This is a genomic window from Bacillus capparidis, from assembly GCF_017832095.1.
Taxonomy (GTDB): domain Bacteria; phylum Bacillota; class Bacilli; order Bacillales; family Bacillaceae; genus Bacillus; species Bacillus gobiensis.
The window spans coordinates 1,007,029-1,024,344 of record NZ_JAFDST010000001.1 but is presented as its reverse complement, the minus strand read 5'-3'; the positions used below and the strand labels follow the sequence as shown (position 1 = coordinate 1,024,344).

General features: G+C 41.3%; 13 protein-coding genes. 10 read left to right on the top strand and 3 right to left on the bottom strand.

The window, feature by feature from the left end; all coding sequences use genetic code 11:
- Positions 1-18 precede the first annotated feature (18 nt).
- The 8 genes from JOC74_RS05135 (at position 19) to JOC74_RS05100 (ending at position 11,583) form a co-directional block, all read left to right on the top strand.
- On the top strand, positions 19-831 hold the full coding sequence (locus JOC74_RS05135) for a sugar phosphate isomerase/epimerase family protein (protein ID WP_053606031.1): 813 nt from the start codon (positions 19-21) through the stop codon (positions 829-831).
- 35 nt (positions 832-866) lie between these two features.
- Complete coding sequence (locus JOC74_RS05130; protein ID WP_053603270.1) at positions 867-1,784, top strand: carbohydrate ABC transporter permease; 918 nt, start codon at positions 867-869, stop codon at positions 1,782-1,784.
- Positions 1,785-1,793: 9 nt separating this feature from the next.
- On the top strand, positions 1,794-2,657 hold the full coding sequence (locus JOC74_RS05125) for a carbohydrate ABC transporter permease (RefSeq protein WP_053603269.1): 864 nt from the start codon (positions 1,794-1,796) through the stop codon (positions 2,655-2,657).
- Between the two features lie 35 nt (positions 2,658-2,692).
- Positions 2,693-4,039: an ABC transporter substrate-binding protein gene (locus JOC74_RS05120; RefSeq protein ID WP_053603268.1), complete on the top strand. Its 1,347-nt coding sequence runs from the start codon at positions 2,693-2,695 to the stop codon at positions 4,037-4,039.
- A gap of 66 nt (positions 4,040-4,105) precedes the next feature.
- Positions 4,106-4,939: a sugar phosphate isomerase/epimerase family protein gene (locus tag JOC74_RS05115; RefSeq protein WP_053603267.1), complete on the top strand. Its 834-nt coding sequence runs from the start codon at positions 4,106-4,108 to the stop codon at positions 4,937-4,939.
- Positions 4,940-4,963: 24 nt separating this feature from the next.
- The gene (locus JOC74_RS05110) at positions 4,964-5,947 is read left to right on the top strand and encodes a hydroxyacid dehydrogenase (protein WP_098945296.1); all 984 of its coding nucleotides are present in this window, start codon (positions 4,964-4,966) and stop codon (positions 5,945-5,947) included.
- A gap of 274 nt (positions 5,948-6,221) precedes the next feature.
- Positions 6,222-9,863 (top strand): sugar-binding protein, encoded by a 3,642-nt coding sequence (locus JOC74_RS05105; protein WP_053603265.1) that lies wholly within the window; start codon positions 6,222-6,224, stop codon positions 9,861-9,863.
- Between the two features lie 124 nt (positions 9,864-9,987).
- Positions 9,988-11,583 (top strand): glycosyl hydrolase, encoded by a 1,596-nt coding sequence (locus JOC74_RS05100; RefSeq protein ID WP_053603264.1) that lies wholly within the window; start codon positions 9,988-9,990, stop codon positions 11,581-11,583.
- Positions 11,584-11,654: 71 nt separating this feature from the next.
- On the opposite strand, the gene yidC is transcribed toward JOC74_RS05100, so the two are convergent.
- Both yidC and JOC74_RS05090 read right to left on the bottom strand, forming a co-directional pair.
- The gene (yidC, locus tag JOC74_RS05095; RefSeq protein ID WP_376773335.1) at positions 11,655-12,467 is read right to left on the bottom strand and encodes a membrane protein insertase YidC; all 813 of its coding nucleotides are present in this window, start codon (positions 12,465-12,467) and stop codon (positions 11,655-11,657) included.
- A 26-nt stretch (positions 12,468-12,493) separates the two neighbouring features.
- Positions 12,494-12,769 (bottom strand): hypothetical protein, encoded by a 276-nt coding sequence (locus tag JOC74_RS05090; protein WP_053603263.1) that lies wholly within the window; start codon positions 12,767-12,769, stop codon positions 12,494-12,496.
- A gap of 73 nt (positions 12,770-12,842) precedes the next feature.
- On the opposite strand from JOC74_RS05090, the gene JOC74_RS05085 reads away from it, so the two are divergent.
- Positions 12,843-14,099, top strand: coding sequence for a DNA polymerase IV (locus JOC74_RS05085; RefSeq protein WP_053603262.1), 1,257 nt, complete (start codon positions 12,843-12,845; stop codon positions 14,097-14,099).
- Between the two features lie 89 nt (positions 14,100-14,188).
- Complete coding sequence (gene gnd, locus JOC74_RS05080) at positions 14,189-15,598, top strand: NADP-dependent phosphogluconate dehydrogenase (protein ID WP_053603261.1); 1,410 nt, start codon at positions 14,189-14,191, stop codon at positions 15,596-15,598.
- Between the two features lie 51 nt (positions 15,599-15,649).
- Here the strand turns inward: gnd and zwf are convergent, their stop codons facing one another.
- The gene (gene zwf / locus JOC74_RS05075) at positions 15,650-17,125 is read right to left on the bottom strand and encodes a glucose-6-phosphate dehydrogenase (protein WP_053603260.1); all 1,476 of its coding nucleotides are present in this window, start codon (positions 17,123-17,125) and stop codon (positions 15,650-15,652) included.
- Between the last annotated feature and the right edge of the window lie 191 nt (positions 17,126-17,316).

Here is a 17,316-nt window from a genome sequence, read left to right as displayed (position 1 = left end):
GGGTTCGAAAAGGTGAAAATGCAAACGATTGATCGGTTAAGCTTAAACCAAATTACAACCGGCAAATGGAACGTGCGTGAAGCTGTTGAAGGCTGTGTGAAAGCGGATATTCCATGGATTTCTTTATGGAGGCATAAGGTGGATGAAATCGGGCTCAATGAAACAAAAAGGCTGATTCAGGATGCCGGGCTCAAGGTTTCCAGCTTGTGCAGAGGAGGGATGTTTCCTGCAGCCACTTTAGCTGAAAGGCAAAAGAGGCTGGACGATAATAAACGGGCGGTAGAAGAGGCTGCAGAGCTAGGCACTGACGTATTGGTGCTCGTATCGGGACCTTCACCAGACAAAGATATCGACAGTGCTCGGCAGATGGTCGCTGAAGGAATTGAAAAGCTCGTTCCTTTTGCTGAAGAGTATGGGATAAAGCTTGGAATAGAACCGCTTCATCCGATGTACGCAGCGGAAAGATGCGTTATTGTAACGATGGCGGAAGCAAATGCCATTGCTGAATGCTATGCTCCTCAGCAAGTTGGGGTCGTTGTTGATGTTTTTCATGTATGGTGGGACCATGACTTATTTCATCAAATCAGGAGGGCTTCAGGAAGGATTCTTGGCTTCCATGTCTCTGATTGGATAGTGCCTACTCCTGATTTATTAATGGGCCGTGGCATGATGGGTGATGGTGTGATCGATATATACAAAATTCGAACAGCTGTAGAACAAGCAGGATATCAAGGCCCGATTGAGGTAGAAATTTTTAATGAAGAGATTTGGAACCGGCCGGGCGATGAAGTGTTAGATGAGATGAAACAGCGCTATCTCATCCATGTGTAAACGCGAAAATAAGGAAGGGAGGTTGAGAGTTTGTAATGGAACTCCCGCAAACAGATGTAATCAATAAGAGGGCAACCGTAATCAAAAAAAGAAGAAAGAAATATCAATACGTTTGGTATCTGTTTGTTTTGCCGACTGTTTTAGGCATCGTTCTCTTTATTCTTTATCCCGTAATCGAATCCCTTCGTCTCAGCTTTGTTCATTCAAATGGAACGATAGAAACGTACGCGGGGCTTAAGAATTATGAACGTGTGCTGGGACAGAAGCCGTTTTGGAATGCATTTTATAACACCTTTTACATCGGTTTTTTCCAAATGTTGATTGCGATTCCGCTTGGGTTTATAATCGCATCTTTAATTAACACGTCTAAATGGGGGAAGAACCTGTTTAAAGTCTTATTCTTTTTGCCTCATGTTACATCAATCGTTGCAGCTGCAATGGTATTCTCATTTGTTCTTCATCCTGAGATGGGTATGCTGAATTTTGTCCTTGATAAACTGGGGCTGCCTACCTCAGCCTGGTTGTCAGAGCCTACAAGCGCAAAATGGGGAGTTATTTTGCTTGGCGTATGGCATTGGTTAGGATTTGGCGTCATCATTTGCTTGGCAAATTTGCAAGCGATTTCAAGCGAGCTGTATGAGGCATCAGAAATTGATGGAGCGAGCGGTTTTCAGCAATGGCTCTTTATTACAATCCCTAATATGGGCGGTACGTTCGCATTTTTAATTGTTACCGGCTGGATCGGTGCCATGCAGCGGTTCAGTGACGTCTTTGTCATTGGAGGGCCTGGAGGAAGTCCAAACCGTTCCCTGCAAACAATGGTAGGTTATATTTACGAAAGAGGTTTTACCGGCTTTGAATTTGGAATTGCCTCTGCTGCAACTTATGTATTATTTGTGATCATCTTTATATTCACTTTGGTTAATTTGAAGTTAACCAAATTGAAAATATAGCAGGAAAGGATGAAAAGGGTGAAAGGATCAATCAGCTATCAGCAGACAAAAAACAGATGGAACCTGATTAAATTCGCAATTCTCCTTGTAACCGGGATCACAATGATCATTCCTTTTCTTTGGATGGTAAGCGTCAGCTTTGAACAGGACGCAAATGTAACAATTCCTTTTCCGCCAAGACTTATACCTGAACAATTTTCCCTGTTAAACTACCAGATCATATTTGAGAATGTCCAATTATTTCGCGCCTATTTAAACTCAAGCATCGTAACATTTTCATCAGTCATTTTGCAGGTGTTTACATCCCTGCTTGCGGGTTACGCGTTTTCAAAGGGCGAATTTAAAGGTAAAAAAGTTTTGTTTATTCTCGTACTGGCAACAATGATGATTCCTATAGAAGCACGGCTGATTCCTCTGTATACGATGTTTAATAAAGTCGGAATGCTAAATTCCTATACTCCGCTTATTGCACCATCCATTTTGTATGGATTTGGCATTTTTCTATGCAAGCAGTATTTTGATCAATTGCCTTCTCAACTGCGGGAAGCAGCACAAATTGACGGGGCAGGGGAGCTTTCAATCTTTTTCAAGGTATATTTGCCCTTAACAGGTCCTATTACAGCCACGATGTGTATTCTCTCGTTTATGAATAGCTGGAATGAGCTGATTTGGCCGCTCATTGCGTTAAGCGATCAGAATTTGCAAACGATTCCACTATTTCTCGCCGGATTTTCTCTCGATAGCGGAACGAGGTATGCCGGACTGACAATGGGATTAGCGGCACTAAGTATATTACCGATCATTGTTGCGTTTCTCTTTCTCCAAAGATATATCATTCAAAGCATTGCACTGAGTGGTTTGAAGGGAGAGTAATGATAGGCTGTTTTGAAAAATAAGGAGGGTCAATTATGAAGAAAAAATGGTGGTCCATTCCACTAGTCTGTCTGATGGTATTTGCGTTGTTTTTATCCGGCTGTAATTCAGATGAGGGCTCTACTAAAGAGACACCAGAAGGAGATGGTCTGAAAGGAACTTTGAAGGTGCAAATTTTAGGTGATATTAAACTGGATGATGCCACGAATCCGACAACCGGTAAAAGATCAAAAGGTCTGCATGTGATTAGAGATGAGTTTCAGAAGCAGCATCCGGAAGCTAAAATTGAATTTATAAATGTTCCATGGGATAACTACGTGCCAAAAACACAAGCGATGATTAGTTCAGGAGAAGCTGATGTTTATCAAATGCCAGGTATTACTGACTTTGCTTCCCAAGGACTTTTGGAACCGCTGGAGCCTTTCATAGAAAAGGATAAATTCGATTTAGGCGTTTATATTGATAATCAGATGGATGGCTGGAAAACGATGGGGCCAGACGATGAAGAGCTTAAAACTTACGGCTTGCCAGTATTCGGAGATACACGATTTATTTATTTTGATAAAAAGCTCTTTGATGATTGGGGAGTCGAATATTTATCAGAAAATCCGACTTTGGAAGAAATAGCGGAAAAAGCGAAGAAAATGACAGGGAAAAACCCGAAAACAGGGGAAGAAAACTATGGGGTCTATTTCATGGGCAACCATTCCACACTTTTCACTTTGTTAAATGCGGTAGAAGGACAAAATGCAACGTGGGGATCAGGCTTCAAATTTAAAGATATGAAATTCCAGTTTAATTCTCCAGAAATGGAAAAAGGCTTAAATTGGCTTTTGGACCTGAAACAATATGCGCCGAAAGGTCTTGTAAGCGCCCAAGGTTCTGAAAAATGGCTGACGAAGGATAATAACATTGCGATTATGCTGAATCAGGGGCCAGATGGAAAGCTGGACTTTGCGGAAAAATTAGACGGACGGCTTGGAATCGTCGATGAATTCAAGAATAGTGAAGGTGTTGGCGGAATGTTTGCCGGAAGCCCTTTTGCAATTGCGAAAAACAGCAAAAACAAGGAGCTTGCCTGGGAGTTTCTCAAATTCACATCATCCGATTTTTACCAAAAGTTTATGTGGGAAGAACACGGAGTCCTTCCTGTAGTGAAATCGTCGCTTGAATGGGACAGCGTAAAAAATAGTCCATTAACGACAGCAGCAATCAAAACATTGGCTACTCCAATTGCTCCGCGATATCCTTGGGCTTCTTCGCAGCCGCGTTTTATTCTCCAATCAAAGATTGAAGGAGCATTGACTGGAGAATTGACGGCAAAAGAGGCATTAGAACAGGCGCAAACAGAAAGTGAAGATTGGCTTGAAACGAAAAAATAAGATGTGCAGGTGCAGAATCCTCTAAACAGGATTCTGCCTGTATTATGTATGGGAAAGGAGAAGCTGATGAAATTAGCTTTTACAACGTTGGGATGTCCGGAATGGACGTTAGAAGAAATGATATCAAACGCTTTGGAAAACGGCTATCAAGGGATAGACTTTCGTGGATACTTAGGAGAATTTGATATTTATAAACTTCCTGAATTTTCAACAGAAAGAGAGGAAACCAGACGGAAATTTCACGAATCGAACTTAGAAATTCCTTGTTTTTCAAGCTCAATTACATTGTTTACTGAATCGGATGCTGAGCTGAAGCAGCACCTTTATGAGCTTATCAACTATATCAGGCTGTGCCATTATTTTGATACTCCTTATATTCGGGTATTTGGCGGACATATAAAGGGGGCGACCCGCTCAGCAGCTATTCAGACAGTTGCCAGAAACATAGAAGCTATGCTTGATGTCCTTAAAAACCATGGAGTGACCCTGCTTCTTGAAACGCATGACGATTGGACCAAGTGCGGCGATGTGAAAGAGCTGTTTAAACATGTCGATTCTAGCAAACTTCAAGTTGTATGGGATGTTCACCACCCTTTTCGGCTGTTTGGCGAACAGGCTCAAAAGACGTGGGAGATCCTTGGAGAGCGGATAAAATACACGCATTGGAAAGACTCCTATGTGAAAAAAGAGACTGATCGGGGATACCAGCTTTGCCTGCTGGGCGAAGGAGATGTTCCTCTCGAGAACATATTTTCTTTACTAAAAGAAAAAGGTTATGACGGCTACTATACATTGGAATGGGAAAAAAAGTGGTGCCCGGAAATTGAGGAGCCGGAAATCGCTTTTAAACAGTTTGCGGAATTTATGAGATCAATTGCAGAACAATACACAAATGCTTAAGGATGAATGAAAGGCGGAAAAAAAGTGCTGAATGGATTATTTATACTAGATGATTGTCAACTTGTTTACGGCAGTGTTTATAAAGAAATTGAAAAAATGGTGCGGATTTATGAGCTGCCGCAAACGAAAGAATCCATTATACAAAATCCATCCCTTTTAGAGAAAGCAGACGTTTTATTTACTGGCTGGGGCTGTCCGGTGATGGATCAGGAATTTTTAAAATCTGCCCCGAATTTAAAAGCTGTTTTTTACGGGGCAGGATCCATAAAGCATGTCGTAACGAAAGAATTTTGGGAAAGGCAAATTCAAATTACAAGTGCATTTGCCGCAAACGCTGTACCTGTTGCTGAATTCTCTTTGTCACAGATTCTGTTTTCTTTAAAACGAGGCTGGAACTATGTCAATCAAGTAAAAAAAGAAAGAAAGTATCCTGTAAAGTTTGAAGTGCCTGGAGCTTACCATTCAATTGTCGGAATTATCTCTCTCGGAATGATCGGAAGAAAAGTGTGCGAGCTGTTAAAGCCTTTTGATCTGACTGTCATCGCTTACGACCCTTACGTTTCAAAGGAGGAAGCAAAAGCGCTGAATGTCCAGCTTTGTTCATTGGAGGAGCTGTTCCAAGTATCAGACGTTGTTTCTATCCACACCCCTCTCATTAAAGAAACGGAAGGGATGATTACTGGACACCACATACATTCCATGAAGAAAAATGCCACATTTATTAATACATCAAGAGGAGCCGTTGTGCGGGAATCGGATGCAATCGAGGTACTTGAAAGTCGCCCCGATTTATTCGCTGTCCTGGACGTTACATCACCAGAACCCCCTTCGCAAAATTCACGTCTTTTTTCATTAGACAATGTTATTCTTACACCGCATATTGCTGGTTCTTTGTCAAAGGAGTGCGAGAGAATGGGTGAATATATGGCTGAAGAAGCCAAGCGATATATCGAAGGCAGACCAATGAAATGGGAAATCACCAGGGAAATTGCCTCTACAATGGCTTAAGCTCAAAATAAAACCTCATCTATTAAAAACAGAAGCTCAAAATTTTTTTGTAATTTTTAAACTTTTATAAGCGAAACGATGGTGGGATATTCCCATCAGGTGGAGTAGAGTCTCCGCATGTTTCAGCTTGCAAAAATTTGAATGAAATATCCAATAGGCATAAATAATTGATAGACAGAGAAAGGGGTTGAGGCCTATTGTAAAATGGTAAATTTTGTATATGACCGGATTTTATGACTTTTTTTCGAAACTAAAGTATTGGAGGATTGCCAAAATGGTGAAGCGGGTAGGGATTACATGTTTAATCGCATGCCTTCTGCTATCAGGCGTTTTCAGTACCCCCTTTATCGACATCGGAAAAGCTGAAGAGGGAGCATTTATTCCTTTTGAGGAGTTGAAAGACTCTTTTGGGAATGGGAAGTACGCCCCGGTTCTCGCCAACACGGGAATCGAAATAGATGGCCAATTGGATGAATGGAACGACTATATGAGTGTTGTTCTGCCGTCTGATCCTAAAAAACAAGTTTATATAAACGGATGGGGAGGTATAGATGACTTATCTGCTCAAGTCTATTTTGCCCATGACGATGAAGCGCTTTATATTGCCGCCTCTGTAAAGGATAATGTCCACCGGACTTATCCAGGCAGCCAGATGTGGAATGGTGACAGTCTTCAAATGGCATTCGGGTACGGTGAAGACAAACAATTTGGCCCTGAATACGGCTTCGCAAACGCAAATGGTGAACCGGATATATGGTCGTGGAGCAATGGATCAGCGTTAGTAGGCAAAGAGTCAGTACAGATGGCTACAGAACAAACCGATAACATCACGATTTATGAGGCGAAAATTCCGTGGAATGCTATATTTGCGGAAAAACCAACAGGACCGTTTCCGTTTTCAATCCTTTTCAACGATAATGATGGTGCGGAAAGGAGAGGCTGGATCGAATGGACGGCCGGAATCGGTATGGCAAAAGATGCCAGTCATTTTGCAGAGCTCGATTTGATTGCGTCTGATCAAAAATGGGATGTCTGGCTGGATGGAACAGAAGAATTATATGCGCAGGAAACGGGCCAATATACTTTTTTTGTGCCTAATTACAGTGACCAGCCTGTCGAACTGAAGATTTCTGTACCAGAAGCAAATCTTGAGAAAACGATAACGGTTCCTGCAAAGCAAGCGTATACTGAAACGCTGAATCATGCGTTTCCTGAGATTGGAACACAATCCGTGACAATTTCAGCTGAAGAACAGGCAACGGGTGAGACGAGGGAGGATTCACAAACAGTCAAAGTTCACCCGAGCAAGGAGTCGATGCACAGCAGGCTTACTTCAATTGAAAGCAAACTGCCTGAATTGGAGCATATGCTTCAAGAAGCGAAGAATCAGAAAATTCCGATTGATTATGAACAAGTCGATGCAACCGTTATTAAAAATTTCATCACATATGGGCGGCAGGATGTGGATCGAGACATGCCGGAGCGCGCTGTTTATGTAATCGAAGACCTGGAAGCCAAGTATAACGATGCCATAACACGGTTGCGAGATTATTTGGATGGCAGCAAAAAAGCGAAAAGTGTTCCACGCTATGTAACTGGAAAGCCTGAGATATATCAATCTTCATTTATCGGAAATACCGTTAACTCGCAAACAGGCTTAATACAAAAGCGCCCAATCTTTTTTATGGGCTACGGACATTTTGACCAGGTAAGAAAAGATATTCCGCAGTTTAAGAACTTTGGAACGAATATGATTCAAATCGAAACAGGTCCGAATCGGGTAATCTTCCCGCCAACTTATTTGGATTATTGGACCATTAGCCGAAACGGAAACATTAATGCCGATGCCGGAAGAGATACATCGACTGCGAAGTCCGGCCAGGCGTCGCTGCATTTTACAAATAAAACGCCGAAGACCCCTCATGTTTATATTCATGCCAATCAAAGAATCAAGGTTAAGCCGAATACCACATATGAAATAAAGGCATGGGTAAAAGGAAGAGAGGTTCAAGACGTTTGGTTTCCTGGTGGTAAAAACTGGGGTACAAGGCATTACTTTCCAAGAGGAACGTACGATTGGATGGAACGAACCTTGCAATATAAGACTGGAGCAGATGAGACAGAATTCCTCTTTGTGATCCTGTCTGAAAATATTATCGGCGACGTTTGGATCGATGATGTAAGTATGAAGGAAGTAGGTACAGATCAGAATCTTTTACAAAATCCAGGATTTGAAACTGGCGGTCCGGCAGAAGGCAAAGAATATGCCATATCAAAAAGAACTATAGAAAATGATATTCAAAACGTATTAGCTAACGCAGCAAATCATGATGTTGGCGTCAATTTGCTCCTGTCACCACATTATTTTCCAGATTTCGCTTTGAAAAAATGGCCGGAGCTAAGAAGCAGCAATAATGGATTTTACCGATTTAACTTTGATCATCCAAAAGCCAAAGAAATAATCGGTGATTACCTTCGCACACTTATACCAATGATAAAAGACTATCCGTCGCTGCATAGTGTAACGTTAACGAATGAGCCTACGTATCAATCAAGCGTCGACGAACACCATCTAGCTAAATGGCATGCTTATTTGGCCGAACTTTACCAAGGCAGTATTGCTGAACTTAACCGAATTTACGGAACAGAATACCAGTCCTTTGAAGAAGTCAAAATGCCAACCGTCTTGGAAGCAACCCCGCATTATTATGACTGGGTCGAGTTTAACAATACGTTATTCGCTGATTGGCACAAGTGGATGGCCGATTTGATTAAGGAGCTCGCACCGGAATTGCCGGTAAAAACGAAAATAATGGGCAATAAACTGCATACTCAAGCTGAACTTGCCCAAGGCATTGATCCGGAACGGTTTGCTGCCTTTAATCACATCAATGGTAACGATAACTGGAACTATATCGACGAAGGGGAAAAAGGATATCTTGAAGAACTAAGATTTTATGATTTGCAGAATTCCTTTAGACAAGCGCCTGTCTATAACTCAGAACACCATGTCATTCGTGACGGAAATGATGACTACACTCCGGAACAGGCAAAGCATGTTCGTTCTGTCGTTTGGCAAGGGGCTATTCACGGCCTAAGTGCATCCGCTCTATGGGTTTGGGACCGCACGAACGATCCGACCAGCGTAATTTATGGCAGTCTCCTGCATCGGCCAGATGTTGTATCGGCCGTTGGCAAGACCAATCTGGACTTGAACCGACTTTCCAATGAGATTACCGCTTTTCAGAAAGATAAAGCGGAAGTTGCGATTCTGTACTCGAATCCGTCGCTTGTCTATTCCACGGGATATCTTCCTGCGGTTGGGAGCGCTTACGAATCACTTAGCTATAGCGGTGAGAAGGTTCGGTTTATCTCTGAAAAACAGATTCAAGAAGGCAAGTTTGACAACATTAAGCTGCTTATCATACCTGAGGCTACCCATGTGAAAAAATCAACCTTGAATAAGCTTGAAGTCTATTCCAGAGATTACGGAAAGAAAATCCTTATTCTTAATCAGGAATCGTTAAAATTCGATGAACACAATCAGTCGCTGCCAGGAGATATCCGTAAGAAGGTTTTTTCAAGGTCCAAGGTAATTGCAGAAACTCCGACTGCTCCTGAATTAAGAAATGTGGTCATTCCGATGTTATCCAACATGAGACTTATTAAAGTCATGTTGATGGATGCCGCAACAAATAAGCCTGTTTACGGGGTAGAATGGCGGAGCGTGGTCTATAACAACAGGCTGCTGATCAACATCGCGAACTATACGGATACAGCTAAGGATGTTTATATTACGATTAACGGTATACGGATTTCAAAATGGACAGATAAAATAAACGATGTCGACTCGGGAGGAAAAACTTTAAAATTGCAGCCGAAAACACCGCACTTACTTTCTGTACCATCGTTTTAAAATGTGCTTTTAATCAGGGGGGAGTTTTATCCCCTTCTGATTGTTAAGTGATTCAACAAGCCTTGATACGGCTTTACTGCCTGTTAAAGCAGGATAAAAAGCGTAGGAAAGGAGAAAAAGGGTAATGAAGATCAGAACAACGTTTCGTCTCCTAATCATTTTTTTTCTTGTATTGCTTTCGCAGATGAGCGGGCTAAAAGCAATGGGTGAGGAGGAGCCACTGCCGGATCTGGAAATTCAGCAGAAGAAGCTTGGTAATATTTTTCTTAAAAATGAATCATCTGCTTTTACCGTTAGGACCGGCGGGGACAAAGTGACATGGACTGTAGTCGATTTTTGGGGGAACAACGTGGCATCAGGAACGAAAGAGGTAAAAGACGGTAAGGCGGAGCTGACATTATGGCTGAATAAGCTCGGGTATTTTACTTTAAAGCTTGCAGCTACAAAAAATGGTGAGCTATTAACCCAAAAAGAAACGCCCTTTGCCAGGTTGACACCATTTGATGTAACTGCATTTTCCGATTCGCAGTTTGGCATGTCTACTCATTTCAGCTCAACGTTAAGACCCGCGTGGAATCCGGTCTTAATGCCGCTTCTGCAAAAAGCCGGAGCAAAAAATTTCCGTGATGAAATGTACTGGGATCGAGTGGAGACACAAAAAGGGGTATACAGCTTTATGGACCGTTATACCAATTACATGAATGAAGCGAATGCCCATCAACTGAATCCATTAATGATCTTCAGTTACACGAATCCATTTTACGATAATGGATATACTCCTTATACCGATGAGGGGAGACAGGGATTTGCAAATTATGGGCGATCGATCTTGGAACAGTACGGAGAACAAATCAAACGGGTGGAAGTCTATAACGAATTTAACAATCCGGCATTTGGCGATATAGGAAGCGGGCCGGCAGACTCAAGAGCCGATTATTACTTCAAACTGTTGAAGAAAACCCAAGAAACTGTAAAAGAAATACGTCCGGATGTGACAGTTGTCGGAGGAGCAAGCTCTGCCATCCATATGGGGTGGCTGGAGGATTTATTTGAAGTTGGCGGTTTGGACTATATGGATGTCCTATCTGTTCACCCGTACCGGCTTACTCAAAATCCGGAAGGAATGTCCGCCGAATTGAAGGCTCTGAATGAGTTAGTCAAGCGGTATAATGGCGGAGAAACAAAACCAATCTGGATTACGGAAATGGGGTATACGACCGGCGGAACGAAAGCAGTTGATGAAAAAACACAAGCCGCTTATTTGGTCAGAATGTATGTATTGTCCCTCGCTGAAGGTGTTGAAAAAATTTACTGGTATGACTTTATGGATGACGGGTTAGATAAAGCAAAAATTGAAGATAACTTCGGCATCATTCGTCATGGAGATGATGCTCTAGGGGCTTATACTCCAAAACCTGCTTACGTGGCATATTCCGCTATGACCCGTCAGCTGACTGATGCTGTCTTTGAAAAGAAAGAAGAAATCGCTGCAGGGGTCCACAGCTACAAGTTTAAGAAGGGTTATAGTGCAGTCAGAGCATTATGGTCTGAAACTCCTCAAGACGTGACTATCCGGACGGATTGCTCTCTTACGGTCACGGATATTATGGGTCAGTCAAAAACAGTATATCCTAAAAATGGAAGGGTATACTTGGCATTGACGGGGAACGCTGTTTACGTAAAAGGGAATATCTACAAAATTGAGTCTGGCCGTAGATAAAACTTCAAAAAAGGAAACAACGAATGAAAAAAGCCGAACTACCCGCCACTCCGGGTGTTCGGCTTTTTTATTCAAACAGATTCTGCTTCCGTTTTACTTTTGGTCCCGTAAAGGATTTTTATCATTATCGTTTGTCCTGTCATAAACAAGGCACTGGTGAACCAATAGAGCGGCAAGGCCGACGGCGCACTTAACGAAAATACTGTTGTAATCACTGGAAAGAGAAAGGCCATTAGTTTGGCCTGCTGCATCATTCCTTGATTTGTTGGGTTTGGCTGCACATTGAGTTTTTGGGAAACCTGAAACTGAATGATGTACATCACTCCAACCAAAAGTGATAGGGTGACATCGGAATTCCCTAAATTAAACCATAAGAATTCGTGTGATGCAATTTCAGGTGTAGTACGAATCGCCGAATAGAATCCAAAGATGATTGGAATTTGAATGAGCATCGGCAAGCATCCCATGGCAAGCGGGTTTAATTTATTTTCTCGATAAACAGCAAACATTTCCTGCTGAATTTCTCTTTGTTTTACAGGATCTTTCGTCTTTTTCAGTTTGCTTTGAATCGCATCCAGCTCTGGTTTTATGACCGCAAGCTTTTGCTGAAAGATTTGCTGTTTTTTATATTGGTTGACGAATAGCGGCAAAAGCAGCAATCGGATAATTATCGTAACGCAAATAATGGAAAGTCCAAAATCCCCGTGAAATAACTCTGCCACACCTTTAAGCAATGCAGAAAAAGGCGAGACAAAATAATGATGGATAAACCCGTCATCAGTTCCGCCAGAAGCAGCTCCTGTACTCGCTTGGGCAGTGTTGACAGCAAGAATTGTAAAAGCAAAGGTGAATATAAAGCTTAATTTATTTATCATTCGTTTCAATTGTTTTCCTCCTTTTTATTTCACTGTCAAAAGGAGGTAAAACACTCTTCATCATCTGAAGATCTTTTCATACGAATCACTTTACTTATCCACTTGGTCATGCGATTATGAAAAATATCCAGTGCATCCTGCAAGCTGGGAGCCTGGAGAAGACTTTCTTCAGCTGTATGCCTTATATTGGAACTGAAGCCGGTCAAGCCTTTTTTTACGAAAAATACTGTACCGAATGCCGTCAAGGCAGGCAGGATAATCGTGACAAAATCCACGAAGAAAAAGAGTTCGTTTAATGAATCGAAAATCATTTTTTCTCACATCCGTTCATGTTGAGTTTACTATAGGAACGACTAAAAAGTCCAGAAATGAGGAGAGATTCATATGAGCCAGACGCAGCGTAACGGTAGAATCATATTTCATATTGATATGAATAGCTTTTACGCTTCAGTAGAGGTTGCCTATGATCCTTCCCTAAAAGGAAAGCCGCTTGCAATTGCCGGGAATGCAAAAGATCGCAAAGGAATAGTAGTTACGAGCAGCTATGAAGCACGTAAATACGGGGTGAAAGCGCCTATGCCTTTGTGGGAAGCGAAGAAGCTATGTCCTTCCTTAATTGTAAGATCACCTAATTTTGAACGGTACCGCTCATCTTCAAAAGAAATGTTCAGTCTGCTTCGAGAGTATACAGATTTGGTAGAGCCTGTTTCCATTGACGAAGGATATATGGATTTAACCAATACCCGTTTTCACGAATATGCTATGATAACTGCAAAAGAAATACAACAAAGACTTCTCGATGAGCTGCTGCTCCCTTCAAGCATCGGGATCGCACCAAATAAGTTTCTTGCGAAAATGGCATCGAACATGAAAAAGCCGTTAGGGATTACCGTTTTACGAAAAAGGGAGTTGAAGACTCTGCTGTGGCCAATGCCTATTCATAACATGCACGGAATTGGAGAAAAGACGGCGGAGAAGCTTTTGAAATTAAATATTACAACAATCGGTGATCTCGCTCTTACAGAGGAATTTCAATTAAAACAAGCATTAGGGGTTAATGGTACCAGGCTGAAAAATAGAGCGCTTGGCACCGACACAAGAGAAGTCAATCCTGACAGCATAAACGAATTCAAAAGCATCGGAAATTCATCGACTTTACCGCACGACAGCTCGGATAAAGATGAAATAAACAACTTGTTACAGAAGCTGTCTGCCTCTGTCAGCAGACGGCTAAAAAGAAAAGAGGTTGTAGCAAGCAAATTATCAATTATGATCCGTTATGCGGATTGGAAGACAGTAACGAGACATAAACGGTTAAATAATCCGACAGATCTAGAAACAGAACTTGTTCAAGAGGCCTCTGCGTTATTTTATAAGCATTGGAATGGCGAGCCGATTCGATTGGCAGGAATCACTGGAATGGACTTAATCGAAAGAGATAAAGCATTTAAACAGCTCGATTTATTCACTTTTACAGACGATGCAAAAAAAGAGCCAATATATAAACTTGTCAGTAAAATAAATGAAAAATACGGTACGGACGCCATAAAAAAAGGATTGAAGGGTAAGTCAAAAGAGAGCAATTCAGGCGGCACAAGTTTTAATAAAGATTTTCTTTCGAATAATAATGAAGATGAATAGCTTGAAATTGTAGACAAAGTTGTGGTAATTTCAATAATGGCTATTACTTTATGATGCAACTGAATGTTGAATAGAAAGGGAGTTTTATCATGCCAAAGCAGCAAATAGGAGTTGTAGGACTGGCAGTAATGGGAAAAAACCTCGCCTTGAATATTGAAAGCCGGGGATTTTCTATCTCTGTTTACAACAGATCTAGTGAAAAAACAGAGGAATTTCTCAAAGAAGCGGATGGTAAGCAGGTTGTTGGTACATACAGCATTGAGGAGTTTGTTCAATCACTTGAAACGCCTCGGAAAATCCTTCTTATGGTAAAAGCAGGAACACCAACTGATGCCACGATTCAATCATTGCTTCCTCATTTAGAAAAAGGAGACATCCTTATCGATGGCGGCAATACATATTATAAAGATACGCAAAGAAGAAACAAAGACCTTGCTGAAAGCGGAATCCATTTTATCGGAACCGGGGTATCCGGCGGTGAAGAAGGAGCTTTAAAAGGGCCTTCCATCATGCCTGGGGGCCAAAAAGAAGCTCACGAGCTTGTCGAACCGATTCTTGAAGCTATCTCTGCAAAAGTAAATGGTGAGGCATGTACAACTTATATCGGCCCAGATGGCGCGGGGCACTATGTAAAAATGGTTCATAACGGAATCGAATACGGAGATATGCAATTAATTTCCGAGTCTTATTTTATTCTGAAAAACCTTCTTGGTTTATCGGCTGATGAGCTTCACAAAGTCTTTTCCGAATGGAATAAAGGTGAGCTTGACAGCTATCTGATTGAAATTACAGCAGATATTTTTACAAAGATAGACGAAGAAACGAACCAGCCGCTTGTTGATGTGATTTTGGATAAAGCCGGCCAAAAAGGAACAGGCAAATGGACGAGCCAAAGCGCGCTTGATTTAGGTGTGCCGCTCCCGATTATCACAGAATCAGTTTTCGCTAGGTTTATCTCTTCAATGAAAGATGAGCGCGTGAAAGCATCTGAGATCCTTTCCGGCCCAACAGCCGAAGTAAACATTGAAAATAAAGAGGAAATCATTGAGGACGTTAGAAAAGCGTTGTTCATGAGTAAAATCTGCTCATACGCACAAGGATTTGCTCAAATGAAAGCAGCATCTGAAGAATACAATTGGGATTTAAAATATGGAGAAATTGCGATGATATTCAGAGGCGGATGTATCATCCGTGCCGCATTCCTTCAGCAAATTAAGGAAGCTTATGATCGCAATCCTGAGCTTGATAATCTCCTTTTAGATACTTATTTCAAAGAAATCGTCGAAAAGTATCAAGGCTCTCTTCGCAACGTACTGTCACTTGCGGTTGCACAGGGGATTCCTGTACCTTCATTCTCAAGTGCACTTGCGTATTATGACAGCTATCGTACAGCGACACTGCCTGCGAACCTCATTCAGGCACAGCGTGATTACTTCGGTGCCCACACGTATGAGCGAGTAGATAAAGAAGGAATTTTCCATACTGAATGGATGAAGTAATAGAATAAAGAAAAAAGGTAAACCGCAGATGGTTTACCTTTTTTCTTTGAGTTAATTTGTCCACCAATGAAAGCCTTCTTTTTCTAGAAGGGCATCCGATTCTTTAGGACCCATTGAACCTGATTCATAGTTCGGGTTGAGCGTCTTATTTTCTGCCCATGCCTCAGATATAGGGTCGACAAAGCTCCAGGAAAGCGCTACTTCATCCCAATGTGTAAAGTTTGTTGCGTCCCCATTCAGACAATCATTGATTAGCTTTTCATAAGCCTCAGGTGTGTTCATTCCGTCAATGTTGTTATTTTGATAGTCCAGTTTGATAGGTGCAGTAAAGGTCGATCCATCGACTTTTCTTGCATTTAAGTGAAGGGTAATTCCTTCATCAGGTTGAATATGAATTACTAATAAGTTCGGATGCATCGAATGGCCATTTCCATAATAAAGATTCATCGGAATATCTTTAAATTGGACAATAATTTCCGTTGATTTTTTTGCTAATCGTTTACCTGTTCTGATAAAGAAAGGAACGCCCGCCCAACGGAAGTTGTCAATTAATAATTTGCCGGCAACAAACGTTTCTGTATTCGAATGCTTATCTACATTTTGCTCCTCATTATAAGCAGGGACAACATTTCCATTGATTGTACCGGAATCGTATTGTCCTCTGACAAAGTAGTCGTCCACTTCTGCCTTCGTAACTTTTCGGAGAGCTCTGAACGCTTTTACCTTTTCACTTCTGATTTCATCCGTAGTTAAATTTATTGGCGGTTCCATTGCAAGTAGTGCCACCATTTGCAGAAGGTGGTTCTGAACCATATCACGCAATGCCCCGGACTTCTCGTAGTATCTGCCGCGGTCTTCTACTCCGAGAAACTCACTCGAAGTGATCTGAATGTTGGAAATATAACGGTTATTCCACAACGGTTCAAATAACGCGTTCGCAAACCGAATTACCTCAATATTTTGAACCATTTGCTTACCAAGATAATGATCAATTCTGTAAATTTGATCTTCAGTAAACGCTTCGCGGATTTCATCATTCAATTCTTTTGCACTTGGAAGATCGTGGCCAAATGGTTTTTCGATGATTAGTCTTGACCAACCATCTGTGGCAGTTAAGCCTTCATGCTTTAATTTCGTTGCGATAGTACCGAAAAATTCAGGAGCCATTGCAAGATAAAACATTCGGTTATGAGGAATGTTGTATGTATCTTCCAGTTGTTCAAGCAATTTATTTAGTTCCTGATATGATTCAGAAGAATTGACATCGAAAGAATGATAGTAAAAATGCGAAATGAAATCATCTAAATTTTGATTTTCTTCTGAAGATGAAACCGACTTAACAACATTGCTTCTGAAGACTTCGTTTGACCAATCGCGTCTCCCAACTCCAACTACAGCAAACTCTTCACCAATTTGTTTATTGACATAGAGCTGATGGATAGAGGGGAAAAGTTTACGTTTAGCTAAATCTCCAGTTGCGCCAAAAATAACAATAACAGCTTTTGGATAATTTGTTTGAGTTTTCAACTGACGTACCTCACTTTATAAAAGCTTATTTTCAACTTGCTTTACAAGTATTTAATTTTAAAGGGTAATTAGGACGAAAGCAACTAATTGAGACATTCTTTCAAAAACATAAACTCGAAATTGAGATTTCCAATTCGTTTTTGTTTCATGTATTCTTTTAATAGAATAAGGTCTAATTCCTATTATGGAGG

Excerpts from the sequence above, each read along its gene's own strand:
- JOC74_RS05135 (WP_053606031.1), top strand. The coding sequence starts at position 19 with ATGCAAACGATTGATCGGTTAAGCTTAAACCAAATTACAACCGGCAAA.
- JOC74_RS05130 (WP_053603270.1), top strand. The coding sequence starts at position 867 with ATGGAACTCCCGCAAACAGATGTAATCAATAAGAGGGCAACCGTAATC.
- JOC74_RS05125 (WP_053603269.1), top strand. The coding sequence starts at position 1,794 with ATGAAAAGGGTGAAAGGATCAATCAGCTATCAGCAGACAAAAAACAGA.
- JOC74_RS05120 (WP_053603268.1), top strand. The coding sequence starts at position 2,693 with ATGAAGAAAAAATGGTGGTCCATTCCACTAGTCTGTCTGATGGTATTT.
- JOC74_RS05115 (WP_053603267.1), top strand. The coding sequence starts at position 4,106 with ATGAAATTAGCTTTTACAACGTTGGGATGTCCGGAATGGACGTTAGAA.
- JOC74_RS05105 (WP_053603265.1), top strand. The coding sequence starts at position 6,222 with ATGGTGAAGCGGGTAGGGATTACATGTTTAATCGCATGCCTTCTGCTA.
- JOC74_RS05100 (WP_053603264.1), top strand. The coding sequence starts at position 9,988 with ATGAAGATCAGAACAACGTTTCGTCTCCTAATCATTTTTTTTCTTGTA.
- JOC74_RS05090 (WP_053603263.1), bottom strand. The coding sequence starts at position 12,769 with ATGATTTTCGATTCATTAAACGAACTCTTTTTCTTCGTGGATTTTGTC.
- JOC74_RS05085 (WP_053603262.1), top strand. The coding sequence starts at position 12,843 with ATGAGCCAGACGCAGCGTAACGGTAGAATCATATTTCATATTGATATG.
- gnd (WP_053603261.1), top strand. The coding sequence starts at position 14,189 with ATGCCAAAGCAGCAAATAGGAGTTGTAGGACTGGCAGTAATGGGAAAA.